Origin of the sequence: Mesorhizobium sp. ORS 3428 (genome assembly GCF_001854785.1) — a bacterium.
Classification (GTDB): domain Bacteria; phylum Pseudomonadota; class Alphaproteobacteria; order Rhizobiales; family Rhizobiaceae; genus Mesorhizobium.
In genome coordinates this window covers 210,280-229,703 of the sequence record NZ_MDFL01000181.1, presented here as the reverse complement: position 1 = coordinate 229,703, position 19,424 = coordinate 210,280, and the positions used below count along the sequence as shown (strand labels likewise).

Genomic DNA, 19,424 nt, shown 5'->3' with positions numbered 1-19,424 from the left:
GTTCCCCTTGTTCTGGTTGATGGTTCCTTCTCTCATGCCGACCTCCTCCCATGAAGGCCGCGATCCATCCCCCGAGCAGACATTTGTCCGGTCTGCTGTGATCGAAGTGTTGCACAATGCGGACCGGCGACTTAACAAATCCGGACGTCAACTTTCGATCTTTGGACAAGTGGYCCCGAACAGCCAACCGATCAGAATCCTCATCGTGGTCACACCAAACTTCAATTTGGCGGCGACAACGACGTTCATCGACCCGTTTCGGGCGACGAACTATCTCGAAGGGCTGACCCGCTTTCGGTGGGTGGTCGCCTCCGCCCAAGGAGGCGCCTGCGCGGCCAGCAACGGGATGACGGTGCAAACGGAAAAACTGGCCTCCGTCGAAGAAGAGAACTTCGAAATCGTCCTGGTTTCCGCGAGTTGGACCCCTGAGACGTCAAGCACCCCGCACCTTCAGGCACTGCTCAGAAGATGGGCGCGCAGCGGCTCGATCATCGGCGGGCTCGACACAGGCGCGTTCATCCTGGCCGATGCCGGCCTGCTCAGCGGGCGACGCGCCACCGTGYATTACGAGCATATCGACGCGCTGAAGGAGCTGCACTCCGATATCGACGTTTCGGAGGACATCTTCGTCCATGACGGAAAGCGTTTCACCTGCAGCGGCGGCATCGCCTCGGCGGATGTCGCGCTGCATCTCATCCGGGCGAGCGTGGGAGACGCGCTGGCCAATGCCGCGGCCCGGTACATCTTTCATCCGACATTGAGGCCGGCGGGAAGCTCGCAGAACCCAGGCAACGCGGAACCGCTTGGGCGCAYGGCGCCCAAGACCGTCCGTCACGTCATCTCCATCATGGAGCAGCATCTCGAGCAGACGCTCACCATTCCTGAGCTTTGCCGCAAGGTGGATATTTCGCAAAGACAGCTCGACAGGCTTTTCAAACAATATGTCGGCAAGCCGCCGGCACTTTATTATCGTGACATCCGCCTGGATCGCGCGCGCGGCCTGGTGACCCAGACCGACATGCTGATGTCGGAAATAGCGATCGCCTCGGGCTTTTCGAGCCAGGTCCATTTCAGCCGGGCCTATCGCGAGCGTTTTGGCCTTTCGCCCCGCTCCGATCGCGTCGAGGGCCGCATCCCCTTCGAGTTCAGGGCTTGGCCGATGCACCGGAAAGCGCAAGACGACAGCGGCGGCAACACTGGCGAAAAGCGATAAACCAGCGGCGAACCGCGCACAGATTCTCGGCTTCGGCAGCAGCAAGCTTTGGYACCGTGCCCTGCCACGGTGCGCGAAACGAAAGGTGCTCCGATGACGCTGCTTCCTTCGAAAGACGAGTTCGCCGCCATCAAGGAGGGATACTCGCCGAACCCCTCGCGGTCCCTTTCGCTGAAAAGCGACGCCTACACCGATCCGCGTTGGTACCAGGTCGATCTCACGGCCATCATTGCCAAGACCTGGCAGTGGGTTTGCCACGTCGAAAAAGTCCGCAAGCCGGGCGATTACATCGCGGTGGAGATCGCGGGACGTCCGGTTGCCGTTGTCCGGGACCGCGAGGGCGTTTTGCACGCCTTCTACAATGTATGCAAGCACCGGGCCCACGCTCTCCTTTCAGGCGAAGGGAATTCGAACAAGATCATGTGCCCCTACCATGCGTGGACTTATCGGCTGGATGGCCAGCTGGTGCGCGCGCCCCACACTGAAACGCTKGAGAATTTCCAGACGAAAGACATCTGCCTCGATCGGGTCCAGGTCGAGGAGTTTTGCGGCTTCGTCTATGTCAACCTCGACCCCTCGGCGCCTTCGCTTGCCTCTCAGACAGGCGACCTCGCGACGGAGATCAAGCATTGGGCGCCCGACATCGATCAGCTGACCTTCGCGCATCGGCTGACCTACGACATCAAGTCGAACTGGAAGAACGTCGWCGACAACTTCCTCGAATGCTACCATTGCCCGACGGCRCACAAGGATTTTTGCACGCTTGTCGATATGAGCACCTACAAGGTGACGACCCAYGGCATCTATTCCAGCCACATGGCCGATGCCGGGAAATCCGCCAATTCGGCCTATGACGTATCCAACGCCACTGTCCGCACCCATGCCGTGTGGTGGCTGTGGCCGAATACTTGCCTGATGCGCTACCCGGGGCGGTCCTCCATGATCGTCCTCAACATCATACCGGCAGGGCCGGATCGGACCTTCGAGACCTACGACTTTTTCCTCGAAACCAAAGAGCCGGACGATACGGAACTGCAGACCATCAAATATCTCGACGAGGTCCTGCAGGCCGAGGACATCAGCATCGTCGAAAGCGTTCAAARGGGCATGAACACGCCGGCCTTCACTCAGGGGCGCATCGTCAACGATCCCGACGGCTCCGGCCAGTCGGAGCACGCCGTGCATCACTTCCACGGCCTCGTCCTCGATGCCTATGCGCGATGCGCGACGTGATTGGCGGGTCCCTTGATTGCATTGCGGCAGCTAGCCGGCGCTGTCGGTCGGACGACGCTTCAAAGGATTCCCCATGAGCGGAAAACTTAAGGACAAGGTGGCGCTGGTAACCGGTGGACGCGGCGGGATCGGGCGCGCCATCTGCGAGAGATTTCTTGCCGAAGGGGCAACGGTCTTCGCGGCCGATCTGAGCGATGCGGGCAGCGTGGGTTCCTCGCCGCAGGTCTCCGCGGCGTTCGTAGAACTGGACGTAACCTCGGAAGACCAGGTGAGGGCCGCGATGGTCAAGGTCGAGACCACGGCCGGCAAGCTGGACGTGCTGGTGAATGCGGCTGCAATCGAGATCGAAAAGACCATCGAGCACACCACGCTCGAGGAATGGAACCGTTGTTTCGCCGTCAACGTCACCGGCATGTTCCTGACCTGCAAATACGCCCTGCCGCTGATGCGCAAGGCCGCCGGCGGCGGCAACACCGCCTCGATCATCAACTTCGGCAGCTATGACGGCTTCATCGCCGATCCGGGCCTGGCCGCCTATTGCGCAAGCAAAGGCGCGGTGCATGCCTTGACGCGCGCCATGGCCTGCGACCATGGGCCCGAAGGCATCCGCGTCAACGCGATCTGCCCCGGCTATGTCGACACGCCGATGCTGCAGTCTTTCTTTGCCGGGGCAGGATCGGGTGGTGGCGGCGGCACCATCGACACGCTCCGCGACGCGGTGCGCAACGTCCACCCGATCCGCAACTACGGCACGCCCGCCGACGTCGCCAACCTGGTCAACTGGCTGGCCAGCGACGAAGCGCGCTACGCGAGCGGCCAGCTCTGGATTCTCGACGGCGGCCTTTCGGCCCAGGTTCAGCAGATGAGGCTTTGACCATGAGCAAACCCGTCATCATCACATGCGCGCCGACCGGCGGCATCCATACGCCGACAATGTCGGAACATCTGCCGATCACGCCGACCGAGATCGCCAAGGCCAGCATCGACGCCGCCGAAGCGGGCGCGGCGATCATCCATCTCCACGCCCGCAATCCCGAGACCGGCAAGCCTGACCCGCGACCGGAGCTGTTCCAGGACTTCCTGCCGCGCATCAAGCAATCCTGCAACGCGGTGCTGAACATCACCACCGGCGGCGGGCTCGGCATGACGCGGGAGGAGCGGCTTCGGGCGGCCAGCGCCGTCAGCCCCGAAATGGCTTCCATGAACWTGGGATCGATGAACTTCGGCATTTTCCCGATGCTCGACAAATATTCGAACTGGAAGCACGACTGGGAGCCGGAGTTCCTGGCGATGACCCGGGATTTCATTTTCCGCAACACTTTCGCCGACATCGAGTACTCGCTGCGGGAGCTCGGCGAGGCGCACGGAACGCGCTTCGAGTTCGAATGCTACGACCTGGGCCATCTCTATAATCTTGCCTGGGTCGTCGACCAGGGTTGGGTCAAGCCACCCTTCTTCGTCCAGATGGTGTTCGGCATCCTTGGCGGCGTCGGCGCAGACCTCGACAATCTGGTGCATATGCACACGATCGCCGAGAAGCTGTTCGGCGACGACCATGAATGGTCCGTGCTTGCAGCCGGCAGGCATYAGATCCCGTTCGCGACCCAGGCGGCGCTGCTCGGCGGCAATCTCAGGGTCGGCATGGAGGACAGTCTCTATATCGGCCCGGGACAGAAAGCCACGTCGAGCGCCGAGCAGGTCAGGAAGATCCGCACGATCGTCGAAAATCTCGGTCGCACCATTGCCACCCCGGACGAAGTGCGCAGGCGTCWGAACCTAAAGGGCGCCGGCAATGTTGCGTTTTGAGTGAGTGGATAGCGTGGTTTCCCAGGCGCACAATCTGCGGGGAAGAACGGCGATCGTCACCGGCGGCGGCCGCGGCATCGGACGCGCGATCGTCGACAGGCTCGTCGCCGATGGAGCCCGTGTCTTGACCTGCGGTCGAGGCAGCCGGCCGCACGATCTTCCCGCCGGGGTCGCCTGGGTTCAGGCCGACGTCAGCATTTCCGCAGACGCCAAATCAATCGTGAAGTCGGCCAGCGAAGCTTTCGGCGCGCCGACGATCCTCGTCAACAATGCGGGGATACAACTCACCAAAACGGTCGTTGAGACGACTGACGAAGACTGGGATCTCCTCGTCGGAACGAACTGCAAGGGCATGTTCAACATGTGCCGCGCGGTACTACCGATCATGGCGGAGCACGGCGGCAGCATCGTCAATATCGGCTCGATATCCGGCAACGTCTCCGATCCGAAAATGGCGATCTACAATGCATCGAAAGCTTTCGTGCACGGGCTGACGCGCTCGATCGCGGTCGACCATGGGCCGAAGGTTCGCTGCAACGCCATCTGCCCGGGCTGGATCATGACCGAAATGGCGTCGGACGGCTTCGACCTCGACCATGATCCCCCGCGCGCAAAAGCCGACGCCATCGCCAGGCACCCGATCGGCCGCCTCGGCGAGCCGAACGATATCRCCAATGCCGTCGCCTGGCTGGTCTCCGACCAAGCCGCCTTCGCGACGGGCCAATGTTTCGTTCTCGACGGCGGGCTCACCGCCGCCTCTCCCCTGCAACCAGGATTATTCTAGATGACGAACGTCAATCACACGGCGGTGCTCGGCGCGGGCGTTATCGGCGCGAGCTGGACGGCRCTGTTCCTCGCGTCCGGCTACAGCGTTTCGGTGTTCGATGTTTCCGATAAGGCCGAAGCGCAGGTGCGCAGCTATATCGAGCAGGCATGGTCGGTTCTGCAGGAGCTTGGCCTCGCCGAGAACGGCAATCCCGATCGCATGAGCTTCCATAAATCAGCGGCCGAAGCGGTCGACGGCGCAGAGTTCGTTCAGGAAAGCGTTCCGGAGCGCCTCAACATCAAGCACGAGCTCTTCGCCGCGATCGAGCCCGCACTGACGCCAGAGGCGATCGTGRCATCGTCGGCATCCGGACTAACGCTGAGTGAAATGCAGGGAGGATGGAAGGACCCGTCCCGATTCGTGCTCGGACACCCGTTCAATCCCCCTCACCTCATTCCGCTTGTCGAAGTCATGGGAAATGAGCGCACGGCAGACGGCGTGGTAGGGCTAGCCGAGCGCTTCTACGCCAGCGCCGGGAAGGTCACCATTCGCGTCAATCGCGAGGTGCCCGGCCACGTCGCCAACCGRCTCCAGGCGGCGGTGTGGCGCGAGGCGATCCATCTCGTGAAGACAGGCGTCGCAAGCRTCGAAGATGTTGACAAGGCGATGTGGGCCGGGCCGGGTCTCCGCTGGGCCGCGATGGGCCCGACGATGYTGTTCCACCTCGGCGCGGGTGAAGGCGGTCTCGCGGCGTTTTGCCAACGCTATACGGACAGCTTCAATCGTTGGTGGGACGATCTGGGCGTCCTCCATCTCGACCCGGAAACCTCGGGGAAGCTGGTTGAAGGCGTGAACGAGGAAGCACAAGGCAGGCCGGTGTCGGATCTGTCGGGCCAGCGCGACGCCTTGATCACCGCCACGCTGAAAGCGATTACACCGCTTCGGGCGCGCTAAGGTCACCAACCAGCAATGCAGAACGGTCAGGTGGAAAACGCTCCTGTCGTCATAGTCGGCGCCGGCCAGGCAGGATTCTCTGTCGCAGCCAAATTGCGCGACCTCGGGCACACTGCGCGGATCACCCTGGTTGGGGCAGAGCCGCACCCGCCCTATCAGCGTCCGCCGCTTTCCAAAGGCTACCTTCTGGGCGAGCTCACGGAGGAGCGTTTGTATCTGAGGCCTCCGGCATTTTATGAGCAAAAGGCCATCGAGCTTCGACTTGGAACAGAGGTCGAGACAATCGACCGAGACGGGCGCGAAGTAACGCTGAGCGACGGATCCACCCTGCCCTACGCGCACCTTGTCCTTGCAACCGGATCACGTCCCCGGCTCTTGCCTCCGGATCAAGGCGGCAACCTGGAGGGTGTTTATTATTTGCGGTCGATCGCCGACATCCGAAAGCTGGCGGACGAGTTCGTTGCAGGCCGGCGCGTTGTCATCATCGGCGGAGGATATATCGGGCTCGAAGCCGCGGCCGTCTCGGCGAAGCTGGGACTGAGCGTGACGCTGGTGGAGAGCGCTCCACGGATCCTGCAGCGTGTTGCGTCRGCCCACACTGCATCATTTTTCCGGGAGCTCCACCGTGGCCATGGAGTCGAGATTCTCGAAGGCGCCGGCTTGGCGCAATTGACGGGACGCAATGGCCGGGTGACCCATGCCGTTTTGACAGACGGCCGGAGTTTGCCGGCCGATTTCGTGATCGTCGGCATCGGCATCAAACCGAATGTCGAACTCGCCGAAATTGCGGGCCTCGATGTCGAGAACGGCATCAAGGTCGATTCCAGATGCCGGACGGTGGATCGCGCCATCCTTGCGGCCGGCGACTGCGCGTCGTTTCCCTGGAAGGGCAGGCACATTCGCCTCGAAAGCGTCGGCAACGCCGTCGATCAGGGCGAGGCGGCGGCACGGACGATCATGGGCCAGCCGCAGGAATACCATGCAGAGCCCTGGTTCTGGTCGGATCAGTTTGACTGCAAGCTGCAGATCGCTGGGTTGAGCGGCGATTACGATTGTGCCGTCACCCGACTGGTGTCCGACACCGCCCTTTCCGTGTGGTACTACAAGCAGGAGAAACTGCTGGCAGTTGATGCGATCAATCAACCCGCAGCCTATATGGTGGCCAAGCGCCTGATTGCCCAAGGAAAGTCACCGGACAAGGCAAAGGTCGGCGATGCCGGTTTCGAGCTCAAATCGCTGCTTGCATGATTTGCGGCAGCGACGTTTGCCGGCTCAATTTCTGCCGCACTAAACGGATTCCGGCGACGCGCTTTAGGTCTTTGTTTTGATGCGTGTCGCCCAAATCCGCTGCGCTCTTTTGGGCGACACGCAATGTAACGGCTCGAACTCGGCTTGCCGGTCGCCTATCCCTTGGCGGCTTCGAGCCAAGGTTTCCACACCGTCTCGTTCTTGTCGATCCATTCCTTGACGACGGCATCGAGGTCCTTGCCCTGCTTGTCGACGGCCAGCATCATCTTCTGCTGCTCGGTCGCGTCCATCTTGAAGGCCTTGAGGAAGGCATAGGCCGCCGGCCATTTGGCGCCGAAGCCCGACCAGACGATCTTGTCGACGTCGGGCGGGGTGATGCAGTGCTCGTTGGTCTGCTCCTTGCAGGGCGGCATCTTGATCCAGCCGACCTCATTTTCGGCCAGCGCGTAATGCGGGCCCCAGAACATCATGATGAGCGGCGTCTTGGCCGCTTCCGAAGCTTCGAGCTCGGCAACCAGCGCGCCCTCAGAGCCCGCCGGCACGGCGGTGTAGGGCATGTTGTTGTCGGCAAGGATGGTCGCCGCGCGCGAGCCCCAGTCGGCCGGATAGTCGAGGAAGCGGCCGTTGGGCGCGGTCTCGGGCGTCGACAATGCCTGGACGCATTCGGGCTTGCTGAGCGCCGTCCAGTCCGGCAGGCCGGGGCAGACCTTCTCCATGAATTTGGGGTAGATCCAGCCTTCCTGGGTCTTCAAATCGAGCTTGCCAATGTCCTCGATCTGCTTGGCCGCCAGCACCTTCGGATAGATGTCGCCGACATTGTTGAGCCAGATCTCGACCGAGGCGCTGAGCGAGCCGTCGGCCAATCCTGAAAATTGCGGGAAGTTGCCGGCGGTGACGTATTCGACCTTGTAGCCGAGCTTCTGCAAAAGCTGGCCGGCGATGTGCGTGGAGACATGCGCGCCGGTCCACTCGAGCATGGCGAGCTTGATCGGCTCGTCCTTGGCGCCGAGATCGGCACTTTGCCCGGYCGTCGTTGCGGCAAGCATCAGCGCGAGACCGAGGCCGGCCCCTTTCAGTTTCTTGTTCATGTCAGTTCCCCTGTCTGGTTGATGGTCCTTCTCTTTTTAAGCCGGCCTCCTCCCATGAAGGCCGCGATCCATCCCCCTGACCGACGCTACCACATTGCGCCGCCAGTGATCTGGATATTTTCCATGGTGATCCCCCTGGCGAGATCGGAGCAGAGGAAGACCGCGAGCGCGGCGATCTCCTCCGGCTGCATCATGCGCCCCTGAGGATTGCCTTTCCTGAATTCGTCCATCGCCTCCTCGACGCTGCGGCCCTTGCCCTCGCGCGCCACGACCTGCGCGACGTTGCGGCGCATCAGCTCCGTCTCGACCCAGGTCGGGCTGATCATCACACAAGTAACGCCGTGCGGCGCGCCTTCCAGAGCCACGCAGCGGGTCAGGCCGAGCAGGCCGGCCTTGGAGGCGCAATAGGCCGGATTGTCCTTCCAGCCGACCGAGGCAGCCGTCGAGCCGATATTGACGATGCGGCCCCAGCCGCGCTCGATCATGCCGGGCAGCACGGCGCRCGTCGTACGGAATGCACCGGTGAGATTGGTGTCGACGATCTTGTCCCACAGTTCGTCGGAATGGCCGCAGACGGGCTGCTCGGCGGTCGTGCCGGCGGCATTGACCAGGATGTCGGCGGGGCCGGTCGCAGCTTGGGCCTCGGTCACGAACCGATCGGTAAGAACGCTGTCGCGCACGTCGAGATGCGCGGCATGCACCTTGGTGCCGTGCGCGGCGAGGGCTGAGCGGACGCGCTCGACCTCTTCCGCGCCGGGATAGTAGGCGGCATCCGCCCTGCCCGCTTGCGGCGGCGCCACATAGGAGCCGACGGCGACATTGGCGCCGGCCTTGGCCAATGCGGTTGCAATGGCGAAGCCCATGCCGGAGAAGCCGCCGGTGACGATCGCGCTACGGCCGGTGAGATTGGTCATCGCGACAGGTCTCCACATTCACACGGCAAGATAACCTCCATCGACCACCATTTCGGAGCCGGTGACGAATTTGGATTCGTCCGAGGCGAGATAGAGAACCATGTAGGCGATGTCGCTGGGCTCGCCGAGGAAGCCGATCGGATGGCGCGACAGCGCCTTTGCCTTCTCCCGGTCGAGCGTGCCGAGATCGCGCAGATAGTTCTCCGTCTGCGGCGTCCAGATATAACCGGGATGGATGGAGTTGCAGCGGATGCCGTAGCGCTGTTCGGCGCAGTGCACGGCGACCGCCTTGGTCAGGGTGCGCACGCCGCCCTTGGAGGCGCAATAGGCGGCAAGCTCGGCCTCGCCGATGATGCCGTCGATGGAGGAAAGGTTAATGATCGATCCGCCGCCGGATTTCTTCATCAATTTGATGCCTTCCTGGCAGCCAAGGAAGACGCCGTCGAGGTTGACGGCCATGGTGCGCTGCCATTCGGCGAGCGTCGTGTCCTCGATGTTTTTGGYGATGGCGATGCCGGCATTGTTGACCAGCACGTCRAGACGCCCGAAACGCTTCTCGATCGCCGCCGCGACGGCGAGCCAATCCTCGGGCTTCGAGACGTCKTGGCGAAGGGCCAGCGCCTCGCCGCCCGCCCTGACGATCTCTTCCGCCGTTTTGCCGGCGAGCCTCTCGTCGATGTCGCTTACGACCAGCTTGGCGCCTTCCGAAGCCAGAAGAAGCGACGACGCCCGCCCGAGGCCGAGCCCGGCCCCGGTGACCAAAGCTACCTTGCCTGCGACGCGGCCCATCCGGCATCAGCCTCCCTTGCTTGACGGCTCCAGCGGCTTGCCCAACCAATCACGGTAAAAGCCTTCGAGGTCCGGTTCAAAGTCGTGCACGATCGGRTAACCGGGAGCCGCTGCCTCGACCTCGTGTAGGGTGYCGCATTGCGGGCAGATGAACTCGCGGATCTCCATCCATTCCGGATCCGGCAGGTCGCTGTTGGGATAGATCTCGCGGAGCAACTCCTCGCTGTYGCGCACGATGAGCGCGGCCTTCAGCTTCCAGTTCTTGCGGTAGTCGCCGAAGGAATGGCCGCATTCGCATTTCGTCACCCGCTCGTCACCGCTCTGGCAGATGAAGAGATGGTCGCCGACCGGCAGCAGGATCGGATCGCTGAAGCTGACGCGGTCCTGCAGCACCGAGACATATTTGAAGAAGCGGTCATCATCCTTGTAGGCGCTCATGATGCGGCGCGTCTGCAGCCAGGGCAGCGTGCCGGCAAACAGATCGGCGATGACTTCCTTGCTGTATGAGGTCATGGTTCCTACTCCACGCCGAAGGTCGATCTGGCGTCGACGTTCCAGAAGGCTGAAARGTCTTTTGCGAAGCGCGGCGAAAGCTTGATGGCGCTGGCGTACATCTTCTTCACCTCGGGCGCGAAATCAGCGGCCTTCACCCGCTCGCGTTCCTTGGCCATCCATTCCGAGACAGGCTTCGCCCGCGCCAGACGCCGCTCCCGCATCTCGGCGCGRTGGCGCTTGGTGGCCTCGATGTTGGCAACCGGGAAGCCGTCCTCGTCCTCGTCGAGCACGATGCCAAAGATGCCTTCGGCGGCCTCTTTGGTGAGGAACCCGTTCTCGACGTCCCAGGCGGTCTTGACCGGGTCGCGCTCCAGCACGTCGCCGTAACCGCCGCCACCATTGTAGGAGTGGGTGAAGACGTCGCCCGTCTTGTGCGGCGCGGTGATGTAGGGCCCTTCCAGCGTCACGTGCTCACCTTCCAGCCGGATCTCCAGCTCCGAGCGATACGGATTGGTGCCGGTGTGATGCGCCAGCGGCGCGCCTTTCTCGGCAAGCTCGAAGATGTTGGTGTCGCGGACCGCGCGGTGCTTCTGGCATGTCGGTGCCGGGTAGCCGCCGCACAGCCCGCCATTGTCGAAGACGCGCGAGGAGTGCTCGGAGGTGACCAGTCTCAGATGATCCGTCTTGTTGACCAGCCAGGTCGAAAGAAAGGCGCAGCCGCCGCGATATTTGCCGGCGCCGCCGGAATTGGGAACGATCGAGCGGCCGATATAGAGCATCGGCATGTTCTGCTCCCAGATCTCGATATTGCCCATGTCGGATTCCGGGTTCCAGCCGACATAGGCTGTGTCGAGCCCGTCCTTGATGGCCAGCGCGCCGGAGCCGGCGGCGGCGCATTCGAAATGCGCCATGCCGAAGGGCGTGCCGTATTGGCTCTCGCCGCCCATCTCGATCATCGGGCTGTTGACTTGGCCGACAAAGGCCTCCTCGACGAAGCCACGGGCGATGAAGGAACGCGAGAGCAGCCGTTGGAAGACGCCATAGGCGGGAAGTAGCAGCGCCCAGGAAGTGGCGGTCGCCACCATCTCGTTGTCGGGGTTGGTCCATGTGCCCTTGGGCAGCTTGAGCTCGGTCGCCATCCAGGCGCCGTCATTGACCAGGCCCTCGAAGTTCATGTGCTGGGTCAACGTCACGAACATGCCGCCATCCATGCCGGCCGGTGTGCAGTTCATCGAATGGTAGCCCCAGGGCTGGGTGCCTTCGAAATCYATGACGATCTTGCCGTCGGTGGTGATCTCCATCTCGATCGRCATGTTGTAGAGCCAGTCGGGATCGCCGAGCGGCTGGTAGCCGGGCTTGCCGGCTGTGACGTGGCCGTAGAAGGTGTGACCGCGATAGATGCCKGGCACGGTGAGCTGGCGGGTGCGCGCAAGCTGGGCGCGGCGGCCCTCCTCGATGAACTCCTTCGACACCTGCATCCAGTAGTCGAGGCCGATCTCGTCGATCAGCGCCTTGACGCTCTCGCGCATGTCGATGYAGGAGGCGACCTTGGCCTTCTCGTCCAGCACCCAGTAGATCGGCATTCTGAGATTGCGCTCRCAGCGGATGACATAATCACGCCTGAGCTCGTCGTTCTCGCCAACCTTCTCGGCGCAGACGAACAGGCCCTCGGTGAAACGCTCCTGCGCCAGCGCCACGTCGCCGCCGGGGGTGATGCCGCCGGCCTCCAGCTCATGGCAGACCGCGCCGGCCCAGCCGACGAGCTTGCCCGAATGGAAGATCGGCATCACGTCCATCACATCCGGGACCTGGACGGTGYCGATGAACGCGTCGTTGTTGGCGAAGATGTCGCCGTCGCGGATGCCGGGATTTTCCTCGTAGCCGTTGCGGATCATCCATTTGATGAAGCGGCTCATCGTATGCACATGCACCATGATGYCGTTGGAGAGCGCGATCGCGTCGCCCTCCGGCGTGTAGATGGYAACGACCATCTCACCGACCTCACGCACGCCGGGCGAAGCCGAGATGCGGCGGGCCATTTCCCGGGCGGACACGCAGTAGGCGCGCAGCTTGGTGTRCAGCGTCTCGAACTTCAGCGGATCCTGGTGGCGCAGCTCGAGCTCGGTAATGCCGTCATAGCAGYCGGTCTCATCCATCAGCCGTTCGGATTCGATCAGCCGCTCGCGGATGCGGAGCGCGGAGGCGGGTTTGTCCAGCATGGCGTTCGCCCTCTCAAGCATGGGAGTAGTGGAGCAGCGTCCATTCGTCGACGAAGACGCGGTCCTGCGGATGGACGACGAGGGTCGTCGCGGGATGTTCGATAATGGCCGGGCCGATCACTTCGTGGCCGGGTTGCAGAAGGTCCATCTCGTAGAGATTGGCCTTGTGCCAGCGGCCGCCGATATAGGCCTCGCGGACGCCCTTGTGAGCGGAAGCGGGATCGGACTTGCCGAGCGGCCGCTTGACCAGCATCGGCTTGACCTTGTCGGCGGTGGCGATCAGCCCGAGTTCGGTGATCGAGAAGCCGACCTCGCCGTAACGCGAGACGCGGTGATTGACCTTGGCGTAGACCGCCTCGAATTCGGCGATGACCTTTCGCATCTCGTCGGCGGAACGAACCGCCGACAGCGGCGCCATCACCTCGACGTCCTCGAGCTGGCCGGTGTAGCGCATCATCAGGAACGGCACGGTCTTGATCTTGGGGAGCGCATGGCCGTCGGCGACCATCTCGTCGACCGCGGCCCTGGTCAGGTCGTTCCAGACGGTGGTGACTTTGTCGCCGAATGCCCGCAGTTCGTCATCGCTTGCCCGCGCAGCGATATCGATCTGCGTCGACACCGAGTGCCGGCGCATGAAATCGGCGGTCGTGCAGCCGAAGGCCGAGAAGGCGGCGGCGAACTGGAAGGTGATGATGTCCTTGAAGCCGATGCCCCTGGAGCAACCGGCGAGGTGCAGTGGCCCGGAGCCGCCGTAGGACAGAAGCGTGAATTCCGACGGGTGGATTCCTTGTCCGGAGATGACGCGGCGCAGCGCGTTGTTGGCGTCGGCCTCCAGCATGTCGATCATGCCTTCGGCCGCCTCTTCGACGTCGACGCCGAGCACGCGGGCGCATTTTTCCTCGAAGGCTTTCCGCGCCTTGTCGACCTGCAGCACGACCTTGCCGCCAAGGAAGTAATGCGGGTTCAGCCTGCCGAGGATGGCATCGCAATCGGCGATGGTGGGTTCGGTGCCGCCCTTGGCGAAGCAGATCGGCCCGGGATCGGAGCCGGCGCTTTCCGGCCCGAGGGAGACCTTTTTCGTCAGCGGGTCGACTTTGAGGATCATGCCGGCGCCGGCGCCGATCGTGTCGAGATGCAGCGTCGGGACGTTCAGCTTGAAGCGGTCCATCAGCGGTTCGTTCTCGATCCGCGTCTGGCCGCGCGTGATGACGCCCATGTCGAAGGAGGTGCCGCCCATATCCGAGCAGATGAGCGAGTCGTTGCCGATCAGCTTGCCGACATAGGCCRCGCCCAGGATGCCGCCGATCGGCCCCGAGATCATCGTCTCGTGCAGGCGCGGATGATTGATCGAGGTGAGGCCACCGAAGGAGAGCAGCGTCTGCACGCCATATCTGAAGCCGTATTTCTTCGAGACCTCCTCGATGCCTTTGAGCTGCTTGCGACCGCGCGAGGTGGCATAGGCTTCGATCAGCACCGAGTTCAGCCGCGACTGCTCGCGGATGACCGGGCGCACCTCATGGCTGGTGTAGACCAGGATGTCGGCGACGGCGGCGGCGATCTCCTCGCGGCAGATCTCGGCGATGCGTTTCTCATGCGCCGGATTGACGTGGGAGAAGACGGTCATGATGCAGATCGCCTCGACCTTGTCGGCGATCAGCTTCTTGGCTGCGGCATGCACCTCATGCTCGTAGAGCGGCAGGACGATGTCGCCGAACTGGTCGATGCGCTCGGTGACGCCATGGGTGCGGCGGCGCGGCACCAGCGGGTCGGGGTGGTGATGCGTGACGRCATGCAGGCGGTCGGCATAGGAGTAATCCGCCCAGGCCTGCAGGCCGCGGCCCATCAGGATCATGTCCTCGAGGCCCTTGGTGGTGATCAGCCCGAGCTTGCGGCCGGTGCGCGACAACAGCGTGTTGAGCATGCCGGTGCCGGAATAGAGCACCACATTGACGCCCGAGAACAGGTCCTGAAGCGAAATACCCCAGGCCTCGGCCGCATCCTCGGCCGAAGCGAGGAAGCCCTCCGCCTCGTTCTTCGGCGTGGTCGCCGACTTGCCGATCTTGAAGTGGCCGTCCTGATCGACAAGGATCGTGTCGGTCATGGTGCCGCCGGCGTCGATGCCGATGACGATGGGGTTGGTGGTGATCTGGTCCACGGGTCGCCTTCCCTTGCCGAGAGTGGCCACAGGCTAGATTTGACGGGCAGCGGTGCGCCATATGCCTAAAGACACAATGACGGCAGGGCGCGGTTCGCCGAGAAAAGGGCATGCGCATGGGCAATATCTGGGGGCCGCTGGCCAAGGCGATCATCGCCACCGGCACGGACAGGCATGTCGATTGCCTGATCGACCTGATCGGCGCGGACATCGCGCATGACCTGGTGACGGTGACGCGCTATTCGGCGACCAGGACGCCGGAATTCGTCAAGCACCGGCGCTTCTCCGACGAGATGGTGAGACGCTATCTCGACAACTACTACGTCTTCGATCCCTTCTATGCCTCGTGGCGAAGCGAACGCCGCCTCGGCATCATGCCTTTGAAGAGTCTGGCCGACGAAGAGGCCCGGCGCGGGCAATACATAGCCGGCTTCCTGGCGCAGTCGGAGATCTGCGACGAGGTCGGGATCATGCTGGCCGACGGCGGYGACTGGTGCCTCGGGATCTTTCTCGACCGCTCGACCGTGTCGTTCAAGGACAGCGAGATCGCGCTGCTCAGCGAGCGGCTGCCGGTGTTCGAAGCCTTGCATGCGCTCGACATCAAGGCGCGCGGCAGCGATTTTTCGCGCACCTCAGCGCCCACGGGTCCAGGCGCGTCGCCGCAGCAGAAGCCGAGCATTCCCGCAGACCTCTGGCCCGAGCTTTCAATTCGCGAGCGTGAACTGGTGCAGCTAATCCTGGCCGGACACCCGACAGCCAACATCGCCGGACGGCTCGGCATCACCGTCGGCACAGTAAAAAACCATCGCCGCCGCATCTACGAGAAGCTCGACATCACCACCGAGCGTGAGCTGTTCCTGCAATTTTTCCAGCATCGCAGTCCGGCAACATAGCTTGCGTCAATCACGAGCTATGAGCCGCTGAGCCGCAATGAGGATACGCTCCAGGGCGGCGTCGCCGACGATGCGCTCGCTCTAGGGCATCTCCGCAGAAGCAGGCCGCGAGCGGTTCGGCGCCAGCCGTAGATGCGGCATAGGGCTACCACCAGTACCGGTGTCAGGTGTCGTATGTTAGTTTACTGGCACGAAAGGTGGTTCTGCGATACGGTTTAAAAAAGGGGTAGTTGCAGACGGCTTTTTGACCAGGTGACTCTGGGAGGAGTAATGGTCGAAATCATATCGAAGCGCGACGGCTCGCGGCGCGAGGACGCCGCGATGAAGCGTTTGATCGAGCAGAACCGCGCGACCATCACGCGCCTCGCCGACCATCTCAGCGGCGGAAGCTATTCGGCTGGCAAGGCGGCAAAGCCGAAGCCGGAGGCAAAGGGCCTCATCATCCATGCCGGCGGGAGCGCAAGGCCCGTCGCCGATGYTGCCCCCAAGATCCGCGTCAGCCTCAACGGTCGGGTTATCGCGGTGGACGAAAACTCCGGCCGGCAATTGCATCATATTGGCGACCTCAGGCGTCGAGACGGGAACGATGTGTTTGTCCTCGCAACCAAGGCCAACCAGTATTTCTCGCCGGTGGACGAGGACATCGCGGCGGCGTTGGCCGATCTCGACGGCGGCCGGATCGGACCGGATTATGGCGAAGAGCAGCTGGCCGCGGACATCGGCAACAGGCTTGGCATGAACTGAGGTGGGCGAGAGCGTGCGATGGTTAGATGAAGCGTAGCACCGGCCAGGACGAAAACTTGCTCATCACGCACCCCTCCCCTCGCCCGGGGCGTGCAGAAGCGCTTGTTTTGCCCAGCTATGATGAGCGGGCGACCATGCGTGCTTGGGAGACGTTGCTCGCCGGCGATGGCGACCGAGCCGGCAACCGTTTTCCGGTTCGTTCCCTAATCCACGACTCCTGGAGCCGCTGCGCCGTGAGCGGCATCAACGCCCAGCAGAGCGAAGCGCCGCTCGAAAACGGCAAGGACCACATAGAGCTGCTGTCTCGCGCCAACGGCGAGTTGCTCGCCGCCGCGCGGCGGTCCTTCTTCACCATCGGCCGTCTTCTCGACGGAACCGGCGCCATGCTCGTGCTGACCGACGGCGACGGCGTGCTGATCGACGCCATCGGCGACAAGCGCACGATCCATGACGGCATGGACATCCATCTCGCCATCGGCGGGAAATGGACGGAAGACGTCGTGGGCACCAACGGGATCGGCACCGCGCTGTGGGCTGGCGAGCCGGTCTTCGTGCACGCGGCGGAGCATTTTTGCGCAGGCATCAAATCTTGGACATGCGCCGGCGCGCCCATTCGCGATCCGATCGACGGAAACATCATCGGCGTGGTCGACCTTTCGGGCCATCCTGACATCTTCCGTCCGCACAACACGGTGCTCGTCGCGGCCGCCGCGCGCGAGATCGAGAAGGCGCTCGCCGAACAGCAGATGGAGGACCGCACGCGCCTGCTGGAGGCCTTCATCACTTCGGCCCCCAACTACCGCCGGCGCGACGGATTGATGATCGTCGACCGCCGCGGCCGCCCGATCTACTGCAACAACCTGCCTGAGGAAGCCGCTCGGGAGCTGCTGGTCGAGCCGACCGCGCAGAACCCGAACCCCAGGTTCCTGATCAAGCTGCCCGAACTCGGCTCAGGCATCGAACTGGGCGATACCCTGCCAGCATCGCTGCGGTCCTGCCATATCAGCGCGCTCGAGTTCGACGACGGTCTGCGCGGCGCGGCGCTCGTCTTCCCTGCGCAGGGGTCGACCACGATCATCTCGGACAGCCGCAGAACGCAGATCAAGCAGCTCGAAGCCGCATCGGCGCTGATCATCGGCGAGAGCGAGCCCCTGCTTGGYGCCGTCGACATCGCCTGCAGGGTCGCGGAATCGAAGGAGGTCACCTCGGTTCTGCTCGAAGGCGAGACCGGCGTCGGCAAAGAGTTGTTCGCAAGGCTCATTCATGTCGGCAGCCGCAGCTCGCCGAACAGCCCGTTCATCGCCGTGAACTGCGGCGCGATCACCAAGGAGCTGTTCGGCAGCGAATTGTTCGGCCATGTGGCGGGCGCCTTCACGGGTGCGAGCCGCGACGGAAAGCCCGGCGTGTTCGAGCTCGCCAGTGGCGGCGTGCTCAGCCTCGACGAGATCGGCGAAATGCCGCTCGAGATCCAGCCCTTCCTGCTCAGGGTGCTGGAAGAGCGCGTGGTCCATCGCATCGGCGACAGCCGTGCCCGGCCCGTCGACGTGCGCCTGGTTGCCTCGACCAATCGCGATCTGAAGCGCGAGGTGGAAGCCGGTCGATTCCGCCGCGATCTCTACTATCGCATCTCGACCGTTTCCATCCGCGTGCCGCCCTTGCGGGACCGCGGCAGCGACGTGCTGCTGCTTGCCGAGCACTTCAACCAAAAGATCTCGGCCCGGATGGGCTCCGCGCCCCTTGAATTCTCCACGGCGGTCATGGATGCGTTCGTGACCTACCAATGGCCCGGCAATGCGCGTGAGCTGAAGAATCTGGTGGAGCGGCTGCACGTGCTGTCCCGCGGCGCCGTCGTTGGCATCGGCGATCTGCCTGAGGAAATGCTGGGGGGCGGAACGGCAAAGGCCGAAATTCAACTGGCCGCGCCGGCGACGGCCGGCGTGCCCGGTGCGCCGCCTTGCGCCATCGACAGAGAGCCGGTGCGCAGCATCGAGGATGCCGAGCGCCAAGTCATCAAGGACGCGCTGGCGGCCGAGGGCGGCAATCTGAGCCGCGCGGCACTGCGCCTAGGGGTGTCGCGTCCGACGCTCTATCGCAAGCTCGATCAGTTCGGCATCCGGCGCGGCTTCATCTGAACTCACACCCTACACTGAAAATCAAAGGCCCCACGGCACAAAACCATGGGGCCAGAGTCATTTCTTGTCGGGCGCCTAGACTTAGGCCGGCTGCGCCGCGCCTTCCACGTCGATCGCCCGGTTGCGCTGCAGGAGGCCGGCCGCGGCCGCTCCAAGGCAGGGCGCCAGGATATAGAGCCACAGCTGGGAGAGAGCGGCACTGCCGGCGACTAGCGCCGGGCCGAGGGAACGGGCCGGATTGACCGACGATCCCGAAACCGCGATTCCGGCGAGGTGGATCGCCACCAGCGTCAACCCGATCGCAAGGCCGGCGAGCGGGCCGGTGCCGCCGGAGGCTGTGCTGTTGAGGATGACGGTCACGAACAGGAAGGTCRCCACCAGTTCGAACACGAAGGCCGAAGTCGCCGAATAGGTYGACCACCCGTTCTGCGCAAAGCCGTTCGCCGCGACATCGTAGCCGCCGGCCTTGCCGACGGCGATGAGGTAGAGCACCCCGGCCGAGACGATCGCGCCGGCGCATTGGGCGACGACGTAGCCGATAAAATCACCGGAACCGAGCCGGCCGGAGACGAGAAAGCCGAGGCTGACGGCAGGGTTGAGATGGGCGCCGGAAACCGGACCGACGGCGTAGGCCATCGCCACGACCGAGAGGCCGAAGGCAAAGGCGACGCCCACCAGCCCGACCTCCGAGCGCATGAAGAGAACGGTCGCGCAGCCGAAAAAGACCAGCGCGAAGGTACCGATGAATTCGCAGATGTATTTGTTCATGTCTGTC

The 19,424-nt window shown here is 63.3% G+C and carries 17 protein-coding genes; 10 read left to right on the top strand and 7 right to left on the bottom strand.

Annotated elements, in window-relative coordinates; translation table 11 throughout:
* The first annotated feature begins 7 nt into the window (after window positions 1–7).
* From ORS3428_RS30335 to ORS3428_RS30305, 7 genes are all read left to right on the top strand, one after another.
* Entirely contained in the window at window positions 8–1,213 is a 1,206-nt protein-coding gene (locus tag ORS3428_RS30335; protein WP_244508147.1) for a GlxA family transcriptional regulator, read from the top strand.
* A 93-nt stretch (window positions 1,214–1,306) separates the two neighbouring features.
* Window positions 1,307–2,446 carry an aromatic ring-hydroxylating oxygenase subunit alpha gene (locus ORS3428_RS30330; protein ID WP_071101970.1) on the top strand — a complete coding sequence of 380 codons (1,140 nt, stop codon included), beginning with the start codon at window positions 1,307–1,309 and terminating at the stop codon, window positions 2,444–2,446.
* Between the two features lie 73 nt (window positions 2,447–2,519).
* The gene (locus ORS3428_RS30325) at window positions 2,520–3,320 is read left to right on the top strand and encodes an SDR family NAD(P)-dependent oxidoreductase (RefSeq protein ID WP_071101932.1); all 801 of its coding nucleotides are present in this window, start codon (window positions 2,520–2,522) and stop codon (window positions 3,318–3,320) included.
* 2 nt (window positions 3,321–3,322) lie between these two features.
* A complete protein-coding gene (locus ORS3428_RS30320) occupies window positions 3,323–4,252 on the top strand; it encodes a 3-keto-5-aminohexanoate cleavage protein (protein WP_071101931.1) in 930 nt (309 codons plus the stop codon).
* Between the two features lie 13 nt (window positions 4,253–4,265).
* The gene (locus ORS3428_RS30315) at window positions 4,266–5,036 is read left to right on the top strand and encodes an SDR family NAD(P)-dependent oxidoreductase (RefSeq protein WP_244508146.1); all 771 of its coding nucleotides are present in this window, start codon (window positions 4,266–4,268) and stop codon (window positions 5,034–5,036) included.
* Window positions 5,037–5,972, top strand: a complete 936-nt coding sequence (locus ORS3428_RS30310) for a 3-hydroxyacyl-CoA dehydrogenase NAD-binding domain-containing protein (protein ID WP_071101930.1) — start codon at window positions 5,037–5,039, stop codon at window positions 5,970–5,972. It abuts the gene before it with no gap.
* Window positions 5,973–5,987: 15 nt separating this feature from the next.
* Complete coding sequence (locus tag ORS3428_RS30305; RefSeq protein ID WP_071101929.1) at window positions 5,988–7,220, top strand: NAD(P)/FAD-dependent oxidoreductase; 1,233 nt, start codon at window positions 5,988–5,990, stop codon at window positions 7,218–7,220.
* 155 nt (window positions 7,221–7,375) lie between these two features.
* Here ORS3428_RS30305 and ORS3428_RS30300 read toward each other — a convergent pair whose 3' ends face one another.
* From ORS3428_RS30300 to ORS3428_RS30275, 6 genes are all read right to left on the bottom strand, one after another.
* Complete coding sequence (locus ORS3428_RS30300) at window positions 7,376–8,308, bottom strand: ABC transporter substrate-binding protein (RefSeq protein WP_083355355.1); 933 nt, start codon at window positions 8,306–8,308, stop codon at window positions 7,376–7,378.
* Between the two features lie 86 nt (window positions 8,309–8,394).
* Window positions 8,395–9,222: an SDR family NAD(P)-dependent oxidoreductase gene (locus ORS3428_RS30295; protein WP_071101928.1), complete on the bottom strand. Its 828-nt coding sequence runs from the start codon at window positions 9,220–9,222 to the stop codon at window positions 8,395–8,397.
* Window positions 9,223–9,240: 18 nt separating this feature from the next.
* Window positions 9,241–10,011, bottom strand: coding sequence for a glucose 1-dehydrogenase (locus tag ORS3428_RS30290; RefSeq protein ID WP_071101927.1), 771 nt, complete (start codon window positions 10,009–10,011; stop codon window positions 9,241–9,243).
* A 6-nt stretch (window positions 10,012–10,017) separates the two neighbouring features.
* A complete protein-coding gene (locus ORS3428_RS30285) occupies window positions 10,018–10,524 on the bottom strand; it encodes an acetone carboxylase subunit gamma (RefSeq protein WP_071101926.1) in 507 nt (168 codons plus the stop codon).
* Between the two features lie 5 nt (window positions 10,525–10,529).
* On the bottom strand, window positions 10,530–12,725 hold the full coding sequence (locus ORS3428_RS30280; protein WP_071101967.1) for a hydantoinase B/oxoprolinase family protein: 2,196 nt from the start codon (window positions 12,723–12,725) through the stop codon (window positions 10,530–10,532).
* Window positions 12,726–12,738: 13 nt separating this feature from the next.
* Complete coding sequence (locus ORS3428_RS30275) at window positions 12,739–14,880, bottom strand: hydantoinase/oxoprolinase family protein (RefSeq protein ID WP_071101925.1); 2,142 nt, start codon at window positions 14,878–14,880, stop codon at window positions 12,739–12,741.
* Window positions 14,881–14,990: 110 nt separating this feature from the next.
* Here ORS3428_RS30275 and ORS3428_RS30270 point away from each other — a divergent pair, with 110 nt between their 5' ends.
* The 3 genes from ORS3428_RS30270 to ORS3428_RS30260 all read left to right on the top strand — a co-directional run bounded on the left by ORS3428_RS30270 (window position 14,991) and on the right by ORS3428_RS30260 (window position 18,649).
* Window positions 14,991–15,773 (top strand): helix-turn-helix domain-containing protein, encoded by a 783-nt coding sequence (locus ORS3428_RS30270; protein ID WP_071101924.1) that lies wholly within the window; start codon window positions 14,991–14,993, stop codon window positions 15,771–15,773.
* 270 nt (window positions 15,774–16,043) lie between these two features.
* Window positions 16,044–16,517: a hypothetical protein gene (locus ORS3428_RS30265; protein WP_071101923.1), complete on the top strand. Its 474-nt coding sequence runs from the start codon at window positions 16,044–16,046 to the stop codon at window positions 16,515–16,517.
* 233 nt (window positions 16,518–16,750) lie between these two features.
* Window positions 16,751–18,649 carry a sigma-54-dependent Fis family transcriptional regulator gene (locus ORS3428_RS30260; protein ID WP_244508145.1) on the top strand — a complete coding sequence of 633 codons (1,899 nt, stop codon included), beginning with the start codon at window positions 16,751–16,753 and terminating at the stop codon, window positions 18,647–18,649.
* 81 nt (window positions 18,650–18,730) lie between these two features.
* Here the strand turns inward: ORS3428_RS30260 and ORS3428_RS30255 are convergent, their stop codons facing one another.
* On the bottom strand, window positions 18,731–19,417 hold the full coding sequence (locus tag ORS3428_RS30255; protein WP_071101921.1) for an aquaporin: 687 nt from the start codon (window positions 19,415–19,417) through the stop codon (window positions 18,731–18,733).
* Window positions 19,418–19,424: the final 7 nt, after the last annotated feature.